The organism is Gordonia sp. N1V, assembly GCF_029269935.1.
Taxonomy (GTDB): Bacteria; Actinomycetota; Actinomycetes; order Mycobacteriales; family Mycobacteriaceae; genus Gordonia; species Gordonia polyisoprenivorans.
This window is the reverse complement of sequence record NZ_JARJDD010000006.1, coordinates 230,477-254,112: the sequence shown is the minus strand read 5'-3', so window position 1 is coordinate 254,112 and position 23,636 is coordinate 230,477. Positions and strand designations below refer to the sequence as shown.

The 23,636-nt window shown below is 67.3% G+C and carries 19 protein-coding genes and 2 tRNA genes; 19 read left to right on the top strand and 2 right to left on the bottom strand.

The window, feature by feature from the left end; translation table 11 throughout:
* Nucleotides 1–18: 18 nt before the first annotated feature.
* Together P3L18_RS10805 and P3L18_RS10800 are read left to right on the top strand one after the other, a co-directional pair.
* Nucleotides 19–1,326 (top strand): histidine kinase, encoded by a 1,308-nt coding sequence (locus P3L18_RS10805; RefSeq protein ID WP_276114063.1) that lies wholly within the window; start codon nt 19–21, stop codon nt 1,324–1,326.
* Nucleotides 1,326–1,991, top strand: a complete 666-nt coding sequence (locus P3L18_RS10800) for a response regulator transcription factor (protein WP_276114062.1) — start codon at nt 1,326–1,328, stop codon at nt 1,989–1,991. The genes P3L18_RS10805 and P3L18_RS10800 overlap by 1 nt, the downstream gene beginning before the upstream one ends.
* Nucleotides 1,992–2,074: 83 nt before the next feature.
* On the opposite strand, the gene P3L18_RS10795 is transcribed toward P3L18_RS10800, so the two are convergent.
* Nucleotides 2,075–2,145 (bottom strand) — tRNA-Gly (locus tag P3L18_RS10795).
* A gap of 232 nt (nt 2,146–2,377) precedes the next feature.
* Here P3L18_RS10795 and P3L18_RS10790 point away from each other — a divergent pair.
* The 17 genes from P3L18_RS10790 (at nt 2,378) to proB (ending at nt 22,638) form a co-directional block, all read left to right on the top strand.
* Nucleotides 2,378–2,451 (top strand) — tRNA-Pro (locus P3L18_RS10790).
* Nucleotides 2,452–2,547: 96 nt separating this feature from the next.
* The gene (gene tig / locus P3L18_RS10785; protein ID WP_006371262.1) at nt 2,548–3,975 is read left to right on the top strand and encodes a trigger factor; all 1,428 of its coding nucleotides are present in this window, start codon (nt 2,548–2,550) and stop codon (nt 3,973–3,975) included.
* Between the two features lie 397 nt (nt 3,976–4,372).
* Nucleotides 4,373–4,948: an ATP-dependent Clp protease proteolytic subunit gene (locus P3L18_RS10780; protein WP_006371263.1), complete on the top strand. Its 576-nt coding sequence runs from the start codon at nt 4,373–4,375 to the stop codon at nt 4,946–4,948.
* A gap of 53 nt (nt 4,949–5,001) precedes the next feature.
* Nucleotides 5,002–5,697, top strand: a complete 696-nt coding sequence (locus tag P3L18_RS10775; protein WP_006371264.1) for an ATP-dependent Clp protease proteolytic subunit — start codon at nt 5,002–5,004, stop codon at nt 5,695–5,697.
* 281 nt (nt 5,698–5,978) lie between these two features.
* On the top strand, nt 5,979–7,259 hold the full coding sequence (gene clpX / locus P3L18_RS10770) for an ATP-dependent Clp protease ATP-binding subunit ClpX (RefSeq protein WP_006371265.1): 1,281 nt from the start codon (nt 5,979–5,981) through the stop codon (nt 7,257–7,259).
* A 196-nt stretch (nt 7,260–7,455) separates the two neighbouring features.
* Nucleotides 7,456–8,076: a molybdenum cofactor guanylyltransferase gene (locus P3L18_RS10765; protein ID WP_276114061.1), complete on the top strand. Its 621-nt coding sequence runs from the start codon at nt 7,456–7,458 to the stop codon at nt 8,074–8,076.
* 88 nt (nt 8,077–8,164) lie between these two features.
* Nucleotides 8,165–10,810, top strand: a complete 2,646-nt coding sequence (locus P3L18_RS10760; RefSeq protein ID WP_276114060.1) for a valine--tRNA ligase — start codon at nt 8,165–8,167, stop codon at nt 10,808–10,810.
* A gap of 182 nt (nt 10,811–10,992) precedes the next feature.
* Nucleotides 10,993–12,459, top strand: a complete 1,467-nt coding sequence (locus P3L18_RS10755; protein WP_253193924.1) for a folylpolyglutamate synthase/dihydrofolate synthase family protein — start codon at nt 10,993–10,995, stop codon at nt 12,457–12,459.
* Nucleotides 12,456–12,857: a DUF4233 domain-containing protein gene (locus tag P3L18_RS10750; RefSeq protein WP_006371269.1), complete on the top strand. Its 402-nt coding sequence runs from the start codon at nt 12,456–12,458 to the stop codon at nt 12,855–12,857. Before P3L18_RS10755 ends, P3L18_RS10750 begins: the two co-directional genes overlap by 4 nt.
* A 123-nt stretch (nt 12,858–12,980) precedes the next feature.
* Nucleotides 12,981–13,889 (top strand): undecaprenyl-diphosphate phosphatase, encoded by a 909-nt coding sequence (locus tag P3L18_RS10745; protein ID WP_276114059.1) that lies wholly within the window; start codon nt 12,981–12,983, stop codon nt 13,887–13,889.
* Nucleotides 13,890–14,155: 266 nt separating this feature from the next.
* Nucleotides 14,156–14,641 carry a hypothetical protein gene (locus P3L18_RS10740; protein ID WP_276114058.1) on the top strand — a complete coding sequence of 162 codons (486 nt, stop codon included), beginning with the start codon at nt 14,156–14,158 and terminating at the stop codon, nt 14,639–14,641.
* Nucleotides 14,642–14,673: 32 nt separating this feature from the next.
* Nucleotides 14,674–15,090, top strand: coding sequence for a nucleoside-diphosphate kinase (gene ndk / locus P3L18_RS10735; RefSeq protein WP_006371272.1), 417 nt, complete (start codon nt 14,674–14,676; stop codon nt 15,088–15,090).
* Between the two features lie 423 nt (nt 15,091–15,513).
* Nucleotides 15,514–18,996 (top strand): translation initiation factor IF-2 N-terminal domain-containing protein, encoded by a 3,483-nt coding sequence (locus P3L18_RS10730; RefSeq protein ID WP_276114057.1) that lies wholly within the window; start codon nt 15,514–15,516, stop codon nt 18,994–18,996.
* 301 nt (nt 18,997–19,297) lie between these two features.
* Entirely contained in the window at nt 19,298–19,609 is a 312-nt protein-coding gene (gene rplU / locus P3L18_RS10725) for a 50S ribosomal protein L21 (protein ID WP_006371274.1), read from the top strand.
* Between the two features lie 35 nt (nt 19,610–19,644).
* Entirely contained in the window at nt 19,645–19,908 is a 264-nt protein-coding gene (rpmA, locus tag P3L18_RS10720) for a 50S ribosomal protein L27 (RefSeq protein WP_006371275.1), read from the top strand.
* A 154-nt stretch (nt 19,909–20,062) separates the two neighbouring features.
* Nucleotides 20,063–21,523 carry a GTPase ObgE gene (gene obgE / locus P3L18_RS10715; protein WP_006371276.1) on the top strand — a complete coding sequence of 487 codons (1,461 nt, stop codon included), beginning with the start codon at nt 20,063–20,065 and terminating at the stop codon, nt 21,521–21,523.
* Nucleotides 21,523–22,638 (top strand): glutamate 5-kinase, encoded by a 1,116-nt coding sequence (proB, locus tag P3L18_RS10710; protein WP_276114056.1) that lies wholly within the window; start codon nt 21,523–21,525, stop codon nt 22,636–22,638. The genes obgE and proB overlap by 1 nt, the downstream gene beginning before the upstream one ends.
* On the opposite strand, the gene P3L18_RS10705 is transcribed toward proB, so the two are convergent.
* Nucleotides 22,582–23,541 (bottom strand): Sir2 family NAD-dependent protein deacetylase, encoded by a 960-nt coding sequence (locus P3L18_RS10705; RefSeq protein ID WP_276114055.1) that lies wholly within the window; start codon nt 23,539–23,541, stop codon nt 22,582–22,584. The genes proB and P3L18_RS10705 overlap by 57 nt on opposite strands.
* Nucleotides 23,542–23,636 lie beyond the last annotated feature (95 nt).

Sequence of the window (23,636 nt, the reverse complement as noted above, 5' to 3'; positions counted from 1 at the left end):
CGGCGATAGGCTGGGCGAATGCGCTGGTTGGAGGCCCACTACCGGCACGCCCTGGTGATCTTCGGGTTCGATTACCCGACGAGTTACATGCTGATCTCCGACCTCGGTGTGTTCACGCTCGCCGTCGCGGCGGTCGTGCAGCGCGTGGTCGTCGGCCCGTCCGGCACGCAGTGGATTCCGATCGCGGCGGCCGTGGTGCTGGCCCTCGGACCGCACCTCGCGTGCCTCTACCGCGGGTGGCAGCCCAGCATTCTCCGCTGGAAGCCGTGGATTCTCGGGCTGCCCGCATTCACACTCGCGGCGGTGGTGTGCTTCTGGCAGGTTCCCGTCGAGGTCGATGTGGCCACACTGTTGCTTCCACTGTGTGCGACGATCACCGCCGCGGTGGCCACCCGACGGGAGGCGATCATCTCGACGATCGCCCTGTCGGCGACCGCGATCGGTGGCGGACTGGCCGGGGTCATCGCCCAGGCGTGGTTGTTCGTCCTCATGGTCGGCTTCGGCGGCGTGGTCGGCTATCTGCTACAGAAACAGCTACTCCTGCTGACTGCGGAACGGCGCGCCCAGGAACAGCAGATGGCACTCGATCGCGCCGAGATCGCCGGCGAGGTGCACGACGTTCTCGCACACTCGTTGAGCATCATGATGCTCAACGTCACCGCCGCCCGACGGGCGTTGCAGGAACACGACGACGTCGCCGAAGCCGTCGATGCACTCGTCGACGCCGAACAGGTGGGCCGCGCGACGATGCAAGACGTGCGACGCACGGTGGAGTTGCTCCGCACCTCCGACGCCGAGTCGTCCACCCCGCAGCCGGGCTTCGCCGACCTTCCCGACCTCGTCGACGGATTCCGCAGGGCCGGAGTCGATCTCGACGCCGAGATCGTCGGAGATTCCGAAACGATCACCGGCGGAACCGGATTGGCCGTATATCGCGTCGTCCAGGAATCATTGTCGAACGCGGCACGGCATGCGCCCCACGGCACTGTCACCGTTCGGGTCGGGCCCGAGCCCGGTGGCGCTCTCGTCGTGCGCGTCCGCAATCCGGTGACCGCCGACGCGCGCCGGGCACGCGGTGGCTCCGGGCTCTCGGGAATGGCCTCGCGGGTCGAAAACTGCGGAGGCATCTTCGTGACGAGGGTGGTGGACGGACACTGGTGTGTGGATGCCCGGTTTCCGGGGGCGGCGGTCGAATGTTCCGATGCAGGTCTCGTCGATGCCGCCAGTGGTCCGCAGGGATCGGTTGAGACGCCTTGTCCACCAACGACTTTCGGGTCGATGCCGCTGACTCGACCGAACGGCTCACCGGTGAGCGAGCCACGGTGATGACCCGGGTTGCCCTGGTCGACGACCAGGACCTGGTGCGGGCGGGACTACGACGCATCCTGCGGCCGCGGGACGGCTTCGAGGTGGTCGCCGAATGCTCCGACGGCGACGAGGTGTCCGACATGGTCCTCCGGCACCGACCCGACGTCGTCGTGATGGATCTCCGGATGCGCAGGATCGGGGGAGTGGAGGCAACCCGACGCCTCCGCGACGATCTCGGAAGCGGTCACGTGTCGCCGCCGGTGCTGGTCCTCACCACCTTCCGCGACGAGCAACTGCTGTCCGGGGCATTGCGGGCCGGCGCGGCGGGATTCGTGCTCAAGGATTCGCCGGCCGAGGAGCTCATCCGGGCGGTGCGTCTCGTGGCGCAGGGTGAGGCCGTCCTCGACCCCGCGGTGACCGCACATGTCCTCGACACCTATCGCGGTGCGCCCGGACCCACCGCACCGCAGGCGGCCCCCGACGGTCTGACCTCGCGGGAGCTGACCGTTCTCGGCCTCATCGGTCGGGGGCTCACCAACGACGAGATCGCCGCGGAACTCGTGATCTCGGTGGTGACCGTGAAGAGCCACATCGGCAAGATCTTCACCAAACTCGGCGTCCGCGACCGAGCCGCTGCTGTGGTCTACGCCTTCGACCACGGGATCGTCGAGCCCCGTCGGTGACGTGGGAGACCAGGCAGGCAAGAGGCCGGTGAGGCGAACGCCGAGAGCCCGACACGTGCGGCGTGAGGGCTCTCGTGATCGCGAGCGGGTGACGGGAATCGAACCCGCGTAGCTAGTTTGGAAGACTAGGGCTCTACCATTGAGCTACACCCGCGTGCCCCGTCAGCGGTGCTTGCCGGTGTTGCCGGAACCCGCTGTGGTGCGCATGAGACTGTACCTGCTCGGTGTACCCGAACCGAAATCGCCCCTCTGCGGCGAATCCGAGAGATCAATGCGCAGGGCGATCCGGGTGGCCGGGTTTCGTCTCATGGAGGGTGACCCGTAAGATCATCGGTCGGTCCTGTCCGCGCATCCCCACCCCGGTGGCGTTGCCGCGATGCGGGCGCCGGGATGTGGCGCAGCTTGGTAGCGCATCCGCTTTGGGAGCGGAGGGTCGCAGGTTCAAATCCTGTCATCCCGACTCTGTACCGACCGAACGACAGCAACGGCCTGGCCCGTCAGAACGGGCCACGACGCACATGACGTCCGCAACGCGAGAAATAGGAGCATTCCAAGCGTGAAGAGCACCGTCGAGCAGCTGAGCCCCACCCGGGTGAAGCTCAACGTGGAAGTACCGTTCGAGGAGCTCTCGGGCGATTTCGATCGGGCGTTCAAGTCCCTGGCCCAGCAGATCCGCATCCCCGGATTCCGTCCGGGCAAGGCGCCCGCCAAGTTGATCGAAGCCCGCGTCGGCCGCGACTCGATCCTCGCGCAGGTCGTCAACGATGCGCTGCCGGGCAAGTACAGCCAGGCGGTCGCCGAGACCGACACCAAGGCGATCGGCCAGCCCGAGATCGATCTCGAGGAACTCAAGTACGGCGAGACGATCACCTTCTCGGCCGAGGTCGACGTCCGTCCCGAGCTCGAGCTCCCGGACTTCTCGACCCTCTCGGTCGAGGTGCCCGCCGTCGTCGACGACGAGAACGCCGTGGACGAGCAGATCGAGCAACTGCGGAGCCGCTTCGGCACCCTCGCCGGTGTCGACCGCGCCGCCCAGAACGGCGACATGGTGTCCATCGACCTGGCGGCCAGTGTGAACGGCGAGGCCGTCGAGGAAGCCTCCACCGAGGGCCTCTCGCACGAGGTCGGTTCCGGTGACCTCGTCGACGGACTCGACGAAGCCCTCGTCGGGCTCAAGGCCGGAGAATCGAAGGTCTTCACCACCAAGCTCGTTGCCGGCGACCATGCCGGGGAAGAAGCGCAGGTGACGGTGACGGTCAACTCCGTCAAAGAGCGTGAGCTGCCGGAACTCGACGACGAGTTCGCGCAGATGGCCAGCGAGTTCGACACCGTCGACGAACTGCGCGCCTCGCTCGCCGAGCGCGTCGATCAGTCCAAGAAGCTCGAGCAGGCCAACCAGATCCGCGACGCCGTGGTCGACGAGCTGCTCGCCAAGGTCGACGTCCCCTTGCCGGAGAAGGTCGTCGAGTCACAGGTCGAGTCGCAGCTCGAGCAGGTGTTGCACAGCATCGGCCACGACGAGGCGGTGTTCGCCCAGCTACTCGAGGCCCAGGGCACCACACGCGAGGCCTTCGAAGCCGAGGCCCGCGAGAGCGCGGAGAAGTCGGTGCGCACCGAGCTGCTGCTCGATGCGATCGCCGATCAGCTCGAGACCGTCGTCGGCCAGGACGAGCTGACCCAGCAGATCCTGTTCTCCGCACAGCGCTACGGGATCGCGCCGCAGGACTTCATCCAGCAACTGACGCAGGCCAACCAGCTCGGTGCGGTCTACGCCGATGTTCGCCGCAACAAGGCGCTCGGTGACGTCATCCGGAAGTTCAGCGTCACCGACTCCGATGGCAACTCGATCGACCTCGCAGAGTTCTATGGTGAGGACGAGGTGGACGATTCGGCCGCAGCCGACGATGCTGCCGGCGACACCGAGAGCTCGGACGCCGACAACACCGACGCCAAGAGCGCAGACGCCAAGGGCGACGACGCCTGATCTCGTCCCCACGAACAGCCGGATTCCAGCGATGGACTCCGGCTGTTCGCGTCTGACACGCCGACGTGTGCCGTGTTCTGCTGTGAGCGAAGTACGGCGCCACCGGGAGTGCCGGACGCAATGAATTGGTTAGTGTCGGTGACAACGCCGGAACGAAAACGCCGGAACGAAAACGCCGAACGACAGATTCCGGGATGGGACCAACAACAGCCGACGCGGCAGACGGCACCGGACAAACGAGTAGCAAGTAACGAGCATCAACGTAACGCGTGCGGGTCGAGTAGACCCGCACGACGCCGGTCGGGTTGCCCCCGACCCGGCACCACACCGACAGGTAAAGGTAGGAATCGTGAGCAAGCCGACTGATGACATCCCTTCGATGAGCCGCACTCCTTCGATGAGCTCGGGAGTCGCCGGGCTCAATCTCACCGATTCGGTGTTCGAGCGACTGCTGCGTGAGCGCATCATCTTCCTCGGTACGCAGGTCGACGACGACATCGCCAACCGGCTGTGCGCGCAGATCCTGCTGCTCGCCGCCGAGGATCCGACCAAGGACATCCACCTCTACATCAACTCACCCGGTGGGTCGGTGACCGCGGGTATGGCGATCTTCGACACCATGCAGCTCGCCGAATGCGACGTCGCCACCTACGCGATGGGGATGGCCGCGTCGATGGGCCAGTTCCTGCTGGCCGCGGGCGCGCCCGGTAAGCGACACGCGCTCCCGCACTCGCGGATCATGATGCACCAGCCGTCGGCGGGTATCGGTGGTACCGCGGCCGACATCGCCATCCAGGCCGAGCAGTTCGCGGCGACGAAGAAAGAGATGAACCGGCTCAACGCCGAGTTCAGTGGGCAGCCGCTGGAGAAGATCGAGGCCGACGCCGACCGCGACAAGTGGTTCACCGCCGAGGAGGCCAAGGCGTACGGACTGGTCGACCACGTGATAACGCGCGCGGTGCCGGTCAACTGACGCGCCGGACCCTCCACAGACCATTCGTCGTATCCCAACCTCACGGAGCAGAAATGACCCACAATCTGACCACCGACGCCCTGCCTGCCGACGTGGCCGCCGGAATCCCGGCCTCGGCGCTGGCGCTGAAGGCGATCGAGGCGCGCTACATCCTTCCGCAGTTCATCGAGCACACTCCCAACGGCCAGCGTCAGTACGACCCGTACGCCAAGCTCTTCGAGGAGCGGATCGTCTTCGTCGGCACGCCGATCGACCAGACCGTTGCCAATGACGTGATGGCGCAGCTGCTGGTCCTCGAGTCGCAGGACCCCGACCGCGACATCACGATGTACATCAATTCACCCGGTGGCAGTGTGCCCGACATGCTCGCCATCTACGACACGATGCAGTACGTGCACTGCGACATCGTGACCGTGTGCCTCGGCGAGGCGGCATCGGCGGCGGCGATCCTGCTCGCCGGCGGCACGCCCGGTAAGCGCGCGGCCCTGCCGAACGCGACGATCCTGATCCACCAGCCACGCACCGGTGGTGCCTACCAGGGACAGGTCTCCGACCTCGAGATCCAGGCGGCCGAGATCGAGCGCATCCGCAACCGGCTCGACGAGATCCTGGCCTCGCACACCGGCCAGCCGGCCGAGAAGATCCGCAAGGACACCGATCGGGACAACATCCTCACCGCCGACGCCGCGAAGGAGTACGGCATCGTGGACGAGGTGTTCGAGTACCGCAAGAAGTCCATGAAGAAGTAGCCGGCGTCCATCACCGGCACCCATGTGGTGCGGTCGAGCCGTCGGGGGTGTCCCGGGCGGCCGACCGGACGACATTCTCGCGACATTTGGCCCAAGCGGTCGAAGTAACGGGCGTGCGCGGGTACCGTCGGGAGGGCGAACACTCGTGGCGAGCCCGTTCGAGCACGGTATTGGTCGCACGCCATGATCGTCCGCGCCGCGACTGCCCCATCGTCGCCGATCCGGTGGCGGCGACGACCCCCGGCAGCCAGGCAACATCGAGGAAGTAGGTACAGCACACGATGGCACGAATCGGAGACGGTGGCGATCTGCTGAAGTGCTCCTTCTGCGGAAAGAGTCAGAAGCAGGTCAAAAAGCTCATCGCCGGTCCCGGCGTGTACATCTGCGACGAGTGCATCGACCTGTGCAACGAGATCATCGAGGAAGAACTCGCCGAGAACGGCGACGTGAAACTCGACGAGCTGCCCAAGCCTGCCGAGATCAAGGAATTCCTCGAGAACTATGTGATCGGTCAGGACACGGCCAAGCGCACGCTCGCAGTGGCCGTCTACAACCATTACAAGCGCATCCAGGCCGGGGAGAAGAAAGAGGCTCGTGGCGGTGAGACCGTCGAGCTGATGAAGTCCAACATCCTCATGCTCGGCCCGACCGGTTGCGGCAAGACCTACCTCGCGCAGACGCTCGCCAAGATGCTCAACGTCCCGTTCGCGATCGCCGACGCCACGGCGCTCACCGAGGCCGGGTACGTCGGGGAGGACGTCGAGAACATCCTCCTCAAGCTCATCCAGGCCGCCGACTACGACGTCAAGCGCGCCGAGACCGGCATCATCTACATCGACGAGGTCGACAAGATCGCCCGCAAGAGCGAGAACCCGTCGATCACGCGCGACGTCTCCGGTGAAGGCGTGCAGCAGGCGTTGCTGAAGATCCTCGAGGGGACACAGGCATCGGTGCCGCCGCAGGGTGGACGCAAGCATCCGCATCAGGAGTTCATCCAGATCGACACCACCAACGTGTTGTTCATCGTGGCGGGCGCCTTCGCCGGCCTGGAAAAGGTGATTTCCGAGCGAATCGGCAAGCGCGGCATCGGTTTCGGCAACGAGGTGGCCTCCAAGAACGATGTGGACGTCACCGATCACTTCGCCGAGGTGATGCCCGAGGACCTCATCAAGTTCGGGCTGATCCCGGAATTCATCGGTCGTCTGCCGATCATCGCGTCGGTGACCAATCTGGACAAGGAATCGCTCGTGTCGATTCTGTCCGAACCGAAAAACGCGCTGGTCAAGCAGTACACCAAGCTTTTCGAGATGGACAACGTCGAACTCGAGTTCAGCGCCGATGCACTCGAGGCGATCGCCGATCAGGCCATCCATCGGGGCACCGGGGCGCGGGGTCTTCGCGCGATCATGGAAGAGGTGCTGCTCCCGGTGATGTACGACATCCCGAGCCGCACCGACGTCGAGAAGGTCGTCGTCACCGCCGAGACGGTGAACGACAACGTGCTCCCGACGATCGTTCCGCGTGCCGAGAGCGACGACGAACGGCGCGACAAGAGCGCCTGACACGCACACCACTCCCTCTGACGCCGACGCTCCCGTCCGGAATCTTCCGGACGGGAGCGTCGGCGTGTGGGATGCGGCCAAATCCCACTGGGCTGAACTCCACCGGGCCCAATTCCGTTGGGCTCAATTCCCGTTGGGCGACACCGGTATCGCGATCTCGACACCAGGCGCGGTGGTCATCGCCCAGACTGGACCCATGACAGCGCAGACGAACGATCGACATCTGGCCGGACTGGTCCTGGCCGGCGGACGCTCCAGGCGAATGGGCCACAACAAGGCGGCGATGGATTGGGAAGGACAGCCGATGCTGGCAAGCATCGTCGAGGTCCTCAACGGCTGCTGCGACCGCGGGGTGTTCGTCGCCGCGTCCACCGGCTCCCCGGCGTATCAGGAACTGCATGGCACGGGTGGTCCGCCGGCCCAGTGGGTCACCGGTGAGCAGCAAGGGGCAGGACCGCTCGGCGGTCTTGCGGCCGGGTTGGCGACCGCCGGTGAGCACGGTGCCGAGATGGCGTTCGTGTGCGCCACCGACATGCCGATGATCGCACCGGGGCTGGTGGCCGAACTGTCGGCGGCCATGACCGAATCGACCGAGGCGGTCGTCGCCCACGACGCCGACCGTGATCACCCCATGGCGGCCATCTATCGGGTGGGCACCGCAAGCACGGTGGCCGCTCTGGTCGAGTCCGGTGAGCGACGGATGACCGCAGCGCTCGATGCCCTGGTGACCCGCCGGATCACGGTGAGCGACCCGTCATGGCTGATCAACGTCAACGCTCCCGAGGACCTTCACCGCCTGCGCGCGCTCGCGCCGTAGCGACCACGCGGTGGCGCCGCGGCGGTGCGCACCCGCCGCGGCGGGCAGGGGGCGCGGGAGCGTCGGCAGCATTCCCTAAGATTGGGGGGTGACCACACCCGATTCATCCCGCGAGCTGCCGAAGTCCTGGGACCCCGCCGAACATGAGGCAGCGCTGTACCAGCGATGGGTGGACGCAGGCTATTTCACCGCGGACGCGGCCGGTGAGAAGCCACCGTTCTCGATCGTCATCCCGCCGCCCAACGTCAACGGCTCCCTGCACATGGGGCACGCCTACGAGCACGTCCTGATGGATGCGCTCTCGCGGCGCCGTCGGATGCAGGGCTACGAGGTGCTCTGGCTGCCCGGAATGGACCACGCGGCGATCGCCATGCAGACCATGGTCGAACGCAAACTCGCCGGTGAGGGTCTGACCCGCGACGACCTCGGCCGCGAGGCGTTCATCGATCGCGTGTGGACCGAGAAGGCCGCGATCGGCGGCAACATCGGCGAGCAGATGCGCCGACTCGGTGACAGCGTCGACTGGAGCCGGGAACGCTTCACCATGGACGACGGACTGTCGCGTGCAGTGCAGACGATGTTCAAGAAGATGTACGACGACGGGCTCATCTACCAGGCCGAACGCCTGGTGAACTGGTCGCCGGTCCTCAAGACCGCCGTCAGCGACATCGAGGTCAGCTACGCCGACGTCGAGGGCGAACTGGTCAGCTTCCGCTACGGCTCGCTCGACGACGCCGAGCCCCACATCGTGGTGGCCACCACGCGCCTGGAGACGATGCTCGGCGACACCGCGATCGCGGTGCACCCCGACGACGAACGCTATGCGCACCTGATCGGGACCGAATTGGCCCACCCCTTCGTCGAGCGCACCATCCCGGTCATCGCCGACGACTACGTGGACCCGGAGTTCGGCAGTGGCGCGGTCAAGATCACCCCCGCCCACGACCCCAACGACTTCGCGATCGGCCAGCGCCACGACCTCCCGATGCCGACCATCCTCGATGAGGAAGCCCGGATATACGGCACCGGAACGCAATTCGACGGCATGGACCGCTTCGAAGCGCGGGTCAAGGTGCGCGAGGCCCTCGCCGAGCAGGGACGCATCGTCAAGGAGGTCCGGCCCTACCTGCACAGCGTCGGACATTCCGAGCGCACCGGTGAGCCGATCGAGCCGCGGTTGTCGATGCAGTGGTGGGTCAAGGTCGAACCCCTGGCCAAGGCCGCCGGCGATGCCGTCCGCGACGGGTCGACGGTGATCCACCCGTCGTCGATGGAGCCGCGCTGGTTCGGCTGGGTCGACAACATGCACGACTGGTGCATCTCTCGGCAGCTGTGGTGGGGCCACCGGATCCCGATCTGGTACGGCCCCGACGGCGAGGTGGTGTGCGTCGGACCCGACGAGGCACCGCCCGTCGGATACACCCAGGAGACCGACGTCCTCGACACCTGGTTCTCCTCGGGGCTGTGGCCGTTCTCCACCCTGGGCTGGCCCGAGCAGACCGCCGACCTCGAGAAGTTCTATCCCACTTCGGTTCTCGTCACCGGATACGACATCCTGTTCTTCTGGGTGGCGCGGATGATGATGTTCGGCACCTACGTCGGTGCCGACCTCGGGCCGCAGCGCCGCGTGCCGTTCCACAATCTGTTCCTGCACGGCCTCGTGCGCGATGAGCACGGCCGCAAGATGAGCAAGTCCAAGGGCAACGGCATCGATCCGCTGGACTGGGTCGAGAGGTTCGGCGCCGATGCGTTGCGTTTCACGCTGGCGCGCGGGGCGAATCCGGGCAGCGACATCTCCGTCGGCGAGGACCACGCGCAGTCCTCGCGCAACTTCGCGACCAAGCTGTTCAACGCGACCAAGTTCGCGCTGATGAACGGGGCCGAGCTCGGCGAACTGCCGGCCCCGGCGGATCTGACGATCGCCGACCGGTGGATCCTGTCGCGCCTCGACGAGGTGCTCGCCGAGGTCGACGCGGGCTTCGAGTCGTACGAGTTCTCCAAGGCCTGTGAGGCGCTCTATCACTTCGCCTGGGACGAGTTCTGCGACTGGTATCTGGAACTGGCCAAGGTGCAGTTCGCAGATAACGACGAGAAGCGTTCGCAGACAACACGTCTGGTCCTCGGCGCGGTACTCGACCCGTTGTTGCGCGCACTCTCACCGGTGATGCCGTTCGTCACCGAGGTCCTGTGGACGTCGTTGACCGGCGGCGAGTCGTTGGTGATCGCGCCGTGGCCGATGGCTTCGGGCCGACCGACCGACACCGAGGCGGCGACCGCAGTGGAGGATCTGCAGAAGCTGATCACCGAGGTCCGACGCTTCCGCAGCGATCAGGGGCTCAAACCGGGGCAGAAGGTGCCGGTGCGGTTCGCCCACCTCGACGACGCCGGATTGGCCGGACTCACCGGATACATGGCCGCGCTGGCCCGGCTGGAGGAGCCGGGAGCGGAGTTCGCCGCGACCGCCGACCTCGAGGTGCGCCTGAGTGCGGCAACGGTCAAGGTCGAGATCGACACGTCGGGCACCGTCGACGTGGAGGCCGAGCGGAAGCGTGCGGAGAAGGATCTCGCCGCCGCGGAGAAAGAACTGGCTCAGACCACCGCGAAGTTGGGCAACGAGCAGTTCCTCGCGAAGGCGCCGGAGGCAGTGGTGGAAAAGATCCGCGCGCGCCAACAGATCGCCGGCGAAGAGGTGCAGCGGCTCACCGCCAAACTGGCATCGCTGGGCAGATCGTGACCCGCCACAACGGGTCCGACCCCGACCACGACGATGCGGCCGACGGCTCCGACGACGAACCGATCTTCACCGCCGCCGACTTCGCCGGGTGGGAGGATGCGGGTGACATCGAGCCCGACGACCCCGGACCCGACGACCCCGAACCTGACGACTTCGGACCCGACGACGTCGCTCCCGACCGGATGGATCTCGCCTCCCTGCTGACCGACGACGAGGAAACCGCCGCCGACGCCCGCGATCGTGCGCCGCTGACCGCGGGGGACAGTGCGGCCGACCTCGCCGAACTCGCCGAGGTGGAGGCCGACCTCGATACGCGCTGGCCCGAGACGAAGATCGAGCCGTCGCTGACGCGCATCGCGGCGTTGATGGATCTGCTCGGTTCGCCGCAGCACGCCTACCCGGCGATCCACGTCGCCGGGACCAACGGCAAGACGTCGGTGACCCGGATGATCGACGCGCTGCTCGTCGCGTTGCACCGGCGCACCGGACGCATCACCAGCCCGCATCTGCAGCGGGTGACCGAGCGGATCGCCGTTGACGGACAACCCATCTCGGCGCGCGCCTACATCGACACCTACCGCGATCTCGAGCCGTACATCACCATGGTCGACGACTCGTCGACCGCCGCCGAGGGTCCACGGATGAGTAAGTTCGAGGTGCTCACCGCGATCGCCTACGCCTACTTCGCCGAGGCTCCCATCGATGTGGCCGTCGTCGAGACCGGAATGGGTGGCCGCTGGGATGCGACCAACGTCGTCGACGGTGCGGTCGCGGTGATCACCCCGATCGCGATGGATCACGCCGATTACCTCGGTGACTCGCTGGCAGCGATCGCAGGGGAGAAGGCCGGGATCATCAAGCGCGCCAAGGACGATCTCGTCGTGACCGATCCGGTGACCGTCATCGCCCCACAGCAGCCGGAGGTGATGGACGTGCTGCTGCGCGAGAGTGTGGACAAGGGCACGATCGTCGCCCGGCAGAACTCCGAATTCGCGGTCCTCGACGCGGTCACCGCCGTCGGCGGGCAGATGCTGCGCATCCAGGGGCTCGGCGGTGTCTACGAAGAAGTCTTCTTGCCGCTGCACGGCGAGCATCAGGCCGCCAACGCCGCGCTCGCACTCGCCGCGGTCGAGGCGTTCTTCGGTGCCGGGCCCGACCGCCAGCTCGACATCGACGCCGTCCGTGCGGGTTTCGCCTCCGTCAGCAGCCCGGGACGGCTCGAGCGGGTGCGCAGCGCGCCGAGCGTGTTCGTCGACGCCGCGCACAATCCGCATGGCGCGGCGGCGCTCGCGCACGCGTTGACCGACGAATTCGATTTCCGGCGGCTCGTCGGGGTCGTCGGTGTGCTCGGGGACAAGGACGCCGAAGGGGTACTGGCCGCGCTCGAGCCCGTCCTCGATCACGTCGTCGTCACCAACAACGGCTCACCGCGGGCGCTCGACGCCGAGGATCTGGCCGAGATCGCCCGCGAGATCTTCGGCGAGGACCGTGTCACCGTCGAGCCGTTCCTGCCCGACGCGGTGGCCGCGGCCATCGCGCTCGCCGAGGAATCCGACGGCGAGCCGGTGTCCGGGGCGGGTGTGATCATCACCGGTTCGGTGGTCACCGCAGGCGCCGGGCGAACCCTTTTCGGCAAGGAGCCCGCATGAGTGAGCATCCCGGCTTCACCGCGCCGGCCACCGATCCCTGGCGCGGCCTGCGCGGCGTCATGGCCGGCACGCTGGTCCTCGAGGTCATCGTCATGGTCCTCACCTTTCCGATCGTCGCGAAGATCGGTCCGGGACTGACCTGGGTGTCCGGGATCTACCTCGGCGTGGTCACGCTCCTGATGATCCTCGCCTGCGGGATGCAGGGGCGACGGCGGGCTCTCGAGATCGACATCGGCCTGCAGATCCTGGTGATCATCGGTGGGGTATTCCACTGGTCGATCGCCATCGTCGGGCTGTTGTTCCTGTTCGTATGGCTCTACATCCGCTATGTCCGCGCCGATGTCGCCCGACGTATGCGGGAGGGGCGGTTGGCCGGTCAGGAGCCGATCGACTCGTGACGGTCGCCGCGTCACCCCGGCCGATCTGCCAGAAATGTCCGTAATTCTCTGTGGCGCAACGTGTTTCGTCGGTCGCCGTTGGGTACTGTTGGCGCGTCGAGATGACGAGAGGATGAGCCAACGGTGAGCGATCTGACCTATCCCCAGGCCATTGTGATGGGTCTGTTGCAAGGTGTGACCGAGTTGTTCCCGGTCTCGAGCCTGGGGCATTCGATCCTGGTTCCCGCCTGGCTCGGGGGTGATTGGGAGAAGTTGGTCACCGAATCCGACAGCGCCGGACACACTCCGTTCCTGGCGTTCGTCGTGGCGCTGCACGTCGCGACCGCCGTGGCGCTCGTTCTGTTCTATTGGCGCGACTGGGTCCGAATCGTGGGTGGGTTCATCTCGTCGCTGCGGCACCGTTCCATCGAGGGTGACGACGCGCGCCTGGCGTGGCTGATCATCGTCGGCACGATCCCGGTGGGGATCGTCGGTCTGATCGCCGAGAAACCGCTGCGGGTGGTGTTCGCCACCCCGCTCGCCGCGTCGATCTTCTTGTTCCTCAACGGTCTCGTGCTGCTGACGGCCGAACTGCTGCGGCGTCGCACAGCCGCCGGACGCCGTCGCACAGCCGCCGGACGCCACGCCGCGCAGCCCTCCGGCAATGATCGGGCGATGACGTCGCTGACGATGTGGGAGGCCGTCGGCATCGGCGCATGCCAGATCCTGGCGCTGCTCCCGGGCATCTCCCGATCCGGTGTGACGATCTCCGGTGGTCTCCTGCGCCGCCTGGTGCACGAGGACGCGGCGAAGTTCGCGTTCCTGCTGGCCACCCCCGTCATCTTGGCGGCCGGCCTGCTGAAGATCCCGGAGTTGTTCGGGCCCGAGGGACACGGCATCGGTGGGCAGGTCCTCGTGGGTTCGCTCTGCGCGTTCGTCGCGGCGCTCGCGGCCGTGGCCTTTCTCGCCCGCTGGTTCCACACCCGCACGCTGTACCCGTTCGTGGTCTATTGCGTTCTGGCCGGCGCGATCAGCATCGTTCACTTCGCCTGACCGCGCCCTCGGGCGCGTGTCGTCCGTTCGGCCGACGATCGGTGCCCAATCGTGACCTCGATGGGGTGTTCTCGCGCTCAGTCCTCTTGCAGAATTACGCGAAGTCGCGCCGGGGCCCGCGATTCCCTTATCGATCACTCACCAGACCCTGTCGGGTCGAGACCGTCGAGTGGTCGGCGATATCCTCGACGACTCCGGCCGACCTGCATCCGGCTGCGGCGGCGCCTCGTCTCCGCCGCACCACAACACAACCCAGAAGGAGCCGCGTGATCATCGACCGCGCCTGTCACCGCACCAGCAACGAGACCCGGGCACGGTCGGTCGCCAGACACGGCGCCCTCGCGCTCCTGGCGGTGGCGGCAGCCGGTACCGCGGTCATGACCACAGCGGGTCCGTCGTCGGCGGCGCCCACACCGGCCCAGCCGGCTCCCAACACGCAGGTACTCCTCGTCGACGTCCCCGAGGCCGGACCGCCGATGCCTGTGCCCACCGGTTCCTTCGGTTACCTCGCCACCCACGACCTCACCAAGCGCATGGCGTCGATGAAGACCGCCGAGGCGATCGCCGCTCTGCCGGTTCCGGAGCAGTACCGTCCGGCGAACATGGCGCTGGCCAAGAACCTCGATCTGGCCGTCAAGGGTGCGCTGGCCGACCCGAAGGGATGCGTGCAGGTGATCGTCGATCCGCGATCGACCTCGGGTGGGTTGTTCGATTACGGCTTCTACGCCGTGTCGGGGCAGTACTGCCCGTAGGAGTGCGACCGCCGCGCCGATAAGGTGTGCTCGTGACTGAACGGACACTGGTACTGATCAAGCCCGACGGTGTTGCCCGCGCCCTGGTGGGCGACATCCTCGCCCGTATCGAACGCAAGGGCCTGACCCTCGTGGCGCTCGAACTCAAGACGGTCGACGACGAGCTGGCCCGCCGGCACTACGCCGAACACGAGGGCAAGCCCTTCTTCCCGGCACTGCTGGAGTTCATCACCTCGGCGCCGCTCGTTGCCGCCGTCGTCGAGGGACCGCGCGCGGTTGCCGCCTGGCGGCAGATCGCCGGCGGCACCGACCCCGTCGAGAAGGCGGTACCGGGGACCATCCGTGGGGATTTCGCGCTGAGCACCCAGAACAATCTCGTCCACGGCTCGGATTCTCCCGAATCGGCCGAGCGGGAGATCGCGATCTGGTTCCCCGACCTCGACGCCTGACCCTCGCAACCTCCCGGGCCGACGCGCGTGCACCCACATGAGTGCCGGCGTCGGCCCGCGGTGTGGGATACTTGTGGGGTTATCACGGACACACTTTGTCCATGACAACGCCGATGACGTTCGGAAACGGGTCGGACCAGCACGAAAGTCCCGGTCGAGATGACCGGGACGGTGAGTGCCCGCCCACCCGCCCTCCCCATTGCGGTGGGTCGCCGACGGCGATCCGCCGGCAGGCCACAGCCTTCGTGATGGCGTGGAGGGTGGACCGCCGTAACCCATCGACCCAGCAAGAGCGCCCTGCAGCTCCGATCGAGCCGAGGGGGCGCGCAGACCACACAACACCGGCCGAAGGCCGGGACACACAGCAGAGGCCCTCGCGTGGCCGCGTCGTATGGACGCGCCCGGGGGTTCGAGGAGACACGAGTGACCGACAACGGGTCACCGGCTGACGCGAACTCAGCGTCGGATCCGGTGGAAGAATTTCCCAGCAAGCTTCGTGTGCACGCACTCGCCCGAGTGCTCGGCCTGACCAGTCGCCAGGTGCTCGCGCACCTCGCCGAGTTGGGCTGGCACACCCGTAGCCCGCAATCGAGCGTCGAGCGGGAGATGGCACAGGCGGTCGCGCAACGCGTGCGCGAGACCGAGCCGCCCACCGACGCGGCCACACCGCCGGCCGAGGCAACCCAGGTCGAGGCCCCGCACGCGGAGCCGACCGTGGCCGCGGTGGAGGAGCCGGTGGCCTCCGTCACCGAGTCCGATGTGGCCGAGACCGCTGTGGCCGAGACCGCTGTTGCCGACACCGAGGTGGCGGAAGCCCCCGCCGAAGAGACACCGGCCGAAGACACGCCTGCCGAAGAGACTCCGGCGGGTGAGGCAGCGACATCCGAGTCGCCGGCCGATGACACTGCAGCGCCCGACACAGCAGCGCCGCCACAGTCGGACGTGCCGATGTTGTTCTCCGCGGCCGACGTCGACAGTCATGCGCCGGTCCAGGCGACCGGTGAGGTCGCGGCGGGCCCCTTGTTCCTGCAGCCGGACACCTCGACTCCCGCGCCGTCCCGATCGGCACGCACTTCGAGCCCAGACTCCACGAAGACCGACTCCACGAAGACCGAATCGGCGAAGACCGAATCGTCGGCCCGGGCGGATACCGCCACCGATACCGATGATCAGTCCGACGACGACGGTTCCGAGGACGATTCGTCGGGTGAAGGCGGGCGTAACCGCAGGCGCCGGCGTGGACGTCGCGGTCGCGGTCGCGGTCGCGGCGATCAGGCCGATCGTACGGACTCGCCGGAGGACTCCGGATCGCAGGACGACGACTCCGATTCCACCGATCTGTCGTCGCGTGAGGGCGACTCCGCCGATTCGTCCGACGACTCCGGTGCGACCGGTACATCGTCGGCCGACAAGCAGCAGTCGGGATCCGGCAAGAAATCGGGGAAGAAGTCCGGCAAGAAGGACGGCACCAAGGCCGACGGATCGAAAGCCGACGGCTCCGGAAGCGACGGATCGGGGCCTGACCGGGGCGGAGCCGACAAGGCCAGGGGCAAGGGTGACGACAAGAACCCTGCCGACGATGACACGGCGGAGTCCGCCGAGGACGCCGATACCGACGACGAGTCGGATGATGCCGACGATTCCACGGTGCCGACCTCCAAGCGGCGCCGTCGCCGGCGTCGACGCAAGGGTGGCGGCGAGGCCGAGGATGTGGCAGCCGATGATCCGCCGAACACCGTGGTGCACGAGCGTGAGCCGCGCAGCAAGCGGGTCCGCGACGAGGTGCAGGGCATCTCCGGGTCGACGCGGCTCGAGGCCAAGCGTCAGCGTCGTCGGGACGGCCGCGACGCCGGTCGCCGTCGGCCACCGATCCTGAGTGAGTCGGAGTTCCTCGCGCGCCGCGAGGCCGTCGAGCGGGTCATGGTGGTGCGTGAACGCAGCGCCAACAGTTCGCTGCACACCACCGATTACGCCGATCCCGCGGCGATCGAGGACTACACGCAGGTCGCGGTGCTCGAGGACGGCGTCCTCGTCGAACATTTCGTCACCACCGAGACGTCGTCGTCGATGGTCGGCAACATCTATCTCGGACGCGTACAGAATGTGCTCCCCGGCATGGAGGCCGCGTTCGTCGACATCGGACGCGGACGCAACGGTGTCCTCTACGCCGGTGAGGTCAACTGGGATGCCGCGGGCCTCGACGGCGGGTCCCGCAAGATCGAGCAGGCACTGTCACCCGGTGACAACGTGGTCGTGCAGGTCAGCAAGGACCCGGTGGGTCACAAGGGTGCTCGTCTGACGACGCAGATCTCGCTGGCCGGGCGTTATCTGGTGTACGTGCCGGGCGGTTCGTCGACCGGCATCAGCCGCAAGCTGCCCGACGTCGAGCGCAAGCGTCTCAAACAGATCCTCGCCAAACTCGTCCCCGACGACGCCGGCGTGATCATCCGCACTGCATCGGAGGGGGTCAGCGCCGACGATCTCGCCGCCGACATCGAACGTCTCGAGTCCAAGTGGAAGGCGATCGAGTCCGCGGTCTCCGACGCGAAGTCCGACGGCAAGAAGAACAACGGCTCGCAGAATCCGCGGGCACTGTACGAGGAACCCGACCTACTGGTGCGGGTCGTCCGTGACCTGTTCAACGAGGACTTCCGCAAGCTCGTCATCGAGGGTGACAAGGCGTGGAACCTCGTGGAGGGCTACGTCAGTTCGGTCGCTCCCGACCTGCTCGAGCGGGTCGAGAAGTTCGAGCGCTCCCACGCCGACGCGCCGGACTCCTTCGTGGTGCACCGGATCGACGAGCAACTCGCCAAGGCGCTCGACCGCAAGGTCTGGCTGCCCTCGGGTGGCACGCTGATCATCGAGCACACCGAGGCCATGACGGTCATCGACGTCAACACCGGCAAGTTCACCGGCGCAGGCGGCAACCTCGAGGAGACGGTGACCCGTAACAACCTCGAGGCGGCCGAGGAGATCGTGCGGCAGATGCGGCTTCGCGACATCGGCGGCATGATCATCGTCGACTTCATCGACATGGTCCTCGAATCCAACCGCGATCTGGTGTTGCGCCGTCTCACCGAGGCCCTGGCGCGTGATCGCACCCGTCACCAGGTGTCCGAGGTGACCTCGCTCGGCCTGGTGCAGATGACTCGCAAACGACTGGGAACCGGTCTGCTGGAAGCGTTTTCGACCACCTGCGCCGCCTGTGGTGGCCGCGGTGTGATCGTGCATTCCGCGCCGGTGGAGGTCCGGACCGACGACGCGGGGCGTGCCGACGCCGGGTCGAAGAAGTCGCGTCGCGGCAAGCGCAAGCCCGAGCAGCCCGCCGAGCAACACAAACCCGCCCACAATCCGGCCGAACACCCGATGTTCCGGGCGATGGCGGCGCACGCCCACGACGGCGACGAGGATCATGACGGTCTGGTCCACGAGGATCATGACGGTCACGAGGCCGCGACGACCTCTCGACACCGACCGCAGAATGCTCCGGAGAGAACCGACACACCGGAACCGGAGGAGGCCGACGTCGCGGCTTCGGAGGGAACCGACACCGCGGCCGAGAGTGCCACCGACACAGACGATGCCACCGACACCGTGTCGTCGACCGACGCCACCGGGCGCGCATCGACCAACGGCGAGGTCACGGTGAGCGCTGAACCCGAGAATGTGGCGCAACCTGCGTCGGCCCGTCGGGGCAGGCGACGCGCCGCACGTCGCGCCGCATCGCCGACGACGACGTCGGAGGCGCCGGCGATGGTCGTCGCGGACGCCTCGGTCAAGCCCCCGGCCAAGCCCCTGACCACGTTCGGCCCGATCACCGAGACGGCCGATACCGCTGTCGCGGTCCGGCAGCGGCCGCGGCGTCGGGCTGCGGGTCGTCCGGCCGGTCCGCCCGCCGACGAGTAGGCCCGGCGGCGGGTACCGGACCCGGTGAGGCGAGTTTGACCTGACCGGACCGGCTCCCGTAACCTTGATTGGTCGCCTCTGGCGGAGGGTTCGAGCTGTGCCGAGTCCCGAAGGGATCACCATCCCGGACGGGGTGGCACCGGCCGGGAACTCCCTCCACGGCAGGCCCTTCGGAGTGATCTGATGCAATCCCGGTGTAGCCGCTGGGTTTCGCACGGCCCACGCCGGATGCACACACCCACACACCCGTGGACGCACATGCGTGACACGGCCCGAGATGATGAACAAGAGGACAGCTTCGATGGCAACGTACGCGATCGTCAAGACCGGCGGTAAGCAGTACAAGGTCGCTCAGGGCGACATTGTGAAGGTCGAGAAGATCGACAGCGAGCCGGGCACCACCGTGAACCTGCCGGTGGCGCTGGTCGTCGACGGCTCCGAGCTCACCACCGATGCCGACAAGCTCGCGAAGATCTCGGTCACCGGCGAGATCGTCGAGCACGTCAAGGGCCCGAAGATCCGCATCCACAAGTTCAAGAACAAGACCGGCTACCACAAGCGCCAGGGTCACCGTCAGAAGCTGACGGTCCTCAAGGTCACCGGCATCAAGTAATTCTCGTCTCAGCGCTACCCCAGGAGGACTGACACATGGCACACAAGAAGGGCGCGTCCAGCTCGCGCAACGGTCGCGATTCCAACGCCCAGCGGCTCGGCGTCAAGCGCTTCGGCGGCCAGCAGGTCAGCGCCGGCGAGATCCTGATCCGTCAGCGCGGCACCAAGTTCCACCCCGGCGTCAATGTCGGCCGTGGCGGCGACGACACCCTGTTCGCGCTCGCGTCGGGTGCGGTCGAGTTCGGCACCAAGCGTGGCCGCAAGACCGTGAACATCGTTCCGGAGACCGCTCAGGCCTGACCCGAGCGGTTCACGAGAACCACCAGAGCTCTTCGACAGGGCGGGCAGGGGCATCACGCACCCGGCCCGCCCTTGTTGTTTTTCACCGTTGTTTGTCACCGTTGTTTGTCACCGGGCGTCGACCCCTCGCCGCGCCCGAGAAGGAAGGAACGTCATGTCGCGGTTCGTCGACCGGGTGACCATCCACGTCGCCGCCGGTAACGGCGGCCACGGCTGCTCCTCGGTGCACCGGGAGAAGTTCAAGCCGCTCGGCGGTCCCGACGGTGGTGACGGTGGTAACGGCGGCTCGGTGCGCCTGGTCGTCGATCCCCAGGTCCACACCCTGCTGGATTTCCATTTCCGTCCGCATGCCAAGGCCGGCAACGGGAAACCGGGAATGGGTGACAACCGCGACGGCGCGAACGGTGAGGACCTCGTGCTCGCCGTTCCCGACGGCACCGTCGTCCTCGATGCGGCGGGCACGATCCTGGCCGATCTCGTCGGTGCGGGCACCACCTTCGACGCCGCCCAGGGCGGTCGGGGCGGACTCGGTAACGCCGCGTTGGCATCCCGGGCGCGCAAGGCGCCGGGGTTCGCGCTGCTCGGCGAGGAGGGGCAACACCGCGACCTGGTATTGGAGCTCAAGTCGGTCGCCGACGTCGGGCTGGTCGGGTTCCCGTCCGCGGGCAAATCGTCACTGGTGTCGGTACTCTCGGCCGCCAAACCGAAGATCGCCGACTACCCGTTCACCACGCTGCAGCCCAATCTGGGTGTGGTGCAGGCCGCCGGTGACGTGTTCACCATCGCCGACGTCCCCGGTCTGATCCCCGGCGCCTCCACCGGACGCGGCCTGGGTCTGGACTTCTTGCGTCATCTCGAGCGGTGTGCGGTCCTCGCGCATGTGGTCGACTGCGCCACCCTCGAACCCGGGCGTGACCCGGTGTCCGACATCGACGCCCTCGAAGCCGAACTCGCCGCCTACCAGCCGGCCCTCGACACCGACCACGGGCTCGGAGACCTCGCCGAGCGGCCGCGGGTGGTCATCCTGAACAAAATCGACGTCCCCGATGCCGCAGAGCTCGCCGATCTCGTCGAACCCGAACTGGCACAGCGCGGTTGGCCGGTATACCGAATTTCCGCGGTCACCCACCAGGGGCTACGTGAGTTGACCAACGCGCTCGCGCGCATGGTGGCGCAGTATCGTGAAGCCCATCCGAAGCCCGCCGCCCGCCGAACGGTGATCCGCCCCAAGGCGATCGACGAGGCACAGTTCGCGGTGACGCCGGACCCGGCGATCGACGGTGGATTCGTCGTCACCGGTGCCCGCCCGGAACGTTGGATCGCGCAGACACAGTTCGACAACGACGAGGCCGTCGGCTACCTCGCCGATCGCCTCAATCGCCTCGGGGTGGAGGACGAGCTGATGCGCCTCGGTGCGCGGCCCGGCGCGCCGGTCACCATCGGCGACATGACCTTCGACTGGGAGCCGACCACCCCGATGGGCGACGATGTCCCGATCACCGGGCGCGGCACCGACATTCGGCTCGACCGATCCGAACGGATGGGTGCGGCCGAACGCAAGCAGGCACGACGCGTGCGGCGCGGTTTGGCCGACGACACGGAGGCCGACGAGTAATGAGCGACGTGCGTGAACGGATCGCCCACGCGCGCAGCATCGTCGTCAAAATCGGATCGTCGGCGCTGACCGACCTCGGTACCGGTCTCGACATGGATCGACTCGACCGGCTCACCGACGCACTCGAGGCGCGTATGCGGGCCGGGTCGGACGTGATCGTGGTGTCGTCGGGAGCGATCGGTGCGGGCATCGCCCCGTTGGGGCTCAAGAAGCGTCCCACCGACCTGGCGACCAAACAGGCTGCGGCGAGCGTCGGACAACTCGCGCTCGCGCACGCGTGGGGTACCAGCTTCGCCCGATACGGGCGGACCGTCGGACAAGTGCTCCTGACCGCCGACGACATCTCCAACCGCGCCCACCATGCCAACGCGCAACGCACGCTGGACCGGCTGCGCTCCTTGGGGGCGGTCGGCGTCGTCAACGAGAACGACACGGTGGCCACCAACGAGATCCGGTTCGGCGACAACGATCGGCTCGCGGCGCTGGTGGCACACCTCGCCGGTGCCGACGCGCTCGTGCTGCTCTCGGATGTGGACGGCCTCTACGACGGCGATCCCCGCAAGCCGGGACCGGACGGCCTTGTCGCACAATTCCTTTCGGAGGTCAACGGGCCCGAGGATCTCGACGGGGTGATCGCCGGATCCGGTGGGGCGCTGGGGACCGGTGGGATGGCATCCAAGCTGGCCGCGGCCCGTCTGGCCGCCGATGGCGGGGTGCCGGTGCTGCTCGCCGCGGCCGCCGACGCCGCGCAGGCGTTGGGCTCGGCGTCGGTCGGCACGGTCTTCGCCGCACGCCCCGACCGGCTGTCGTCGCGGCGATTCTGGGTGCGCCACGCCGCCGACGCCCGCGGACAGATCGCCATCGACGACGGCGCGGTCGCCGCGGTGGTGAAGCGCAGGCGCTCACTGCTGGCGGCCGGGGTGATCGGGGTGCGCGGCGGGTTCTCCGAGGGCGACGTCGTCGAACTGGTCGACGCCGCCGGTTCGGTGTACGCACGGGGGGTCTCGTCCTATGCGGCCGACGATGTCGCCCGGATGGTGGGTCGCTCGACCTCAGAACTACCGGAACAGTTGCGGCGCCCGGTGATCCACGCCGACGACCTGGTGCCCGTCTGACGGTTCGGTGAGCCGGTCTGCTCGTCCCCACTGTGAGAGGGCAGGCAGGACGACGCCGCAGAAGTGGTCGATCTTCAGATCGGCGATGTGGTCTGCACGGGTGGCACCGCGATTGACCACCACCAGCGTCTTGGAGGTGCGGTGGGCGTACCGCGCGAACCGCAATCCGCTCATCACGGTCAGCGACGACCCGGCGACCAGCAGCGCATCGCTCTCGTCGATCATCGCGAACGATTGTGCGACAAGTTCTCTCGAAGCGTTCTCGCCGAAGTACACGATGTCGGGTTTGAGGATGCCACCGCATCGCGGGCAGGGTGCGACAACGAAATCGGCGGTGTCGTCGAGTGCTACGTCGGCGTCGGGGGCCACCTCGATCGCACCGCGGCCGGACACCCGGGCCGCGAAGTCCGGGTTGAGGTCCTCGAGCATCTCCGCGAGCCGGTGACGCGACAGGGTCGCATCGCAGTCCAGGCAGCGCACTCGCCCGTAACAACCGTGCAACTCGACCACCCGGCGGGTTCGCGCCTTGGTGTGCAGCATGTCGACATTCTGGGTGATGACACCGGTGAGGCGTCCCTGGCGTCCGAGTTCGGCGAGCGCATGATGACCGGCGTTGGGAGTCGCGGCGTCCATGTGGCGCCAACCGAGGTGATTGCGTGCCCAATAGTGGCGGCGGAATTCCGGGGAGGACAAGAACATCTGCACGGTCATCGGTGTGCGGGCCGGCGCGCCGGGACTGCGGTAGTCGGGGATACCGGAGTCGGTGGAGAGGCCTGCGCCGGTCAGGGCGGTGATCCGGGCCCCGTCGAGCAGTGCCGAGAGCCGATCGAGGGCGACATCGAGGCGCTCCTCGAGCGGGGTCGGTTCGGCGGGGGTCCAGCCGATCTGCAGACGGGTACGCACCTCATCCAGGATAGGGCCACCACGCGAGTTGCCCGCGCACTCCGCATGCTCACTCGGTGAGCGGCAGGGGAGTGCACGGGCAACTCGTGGACGAC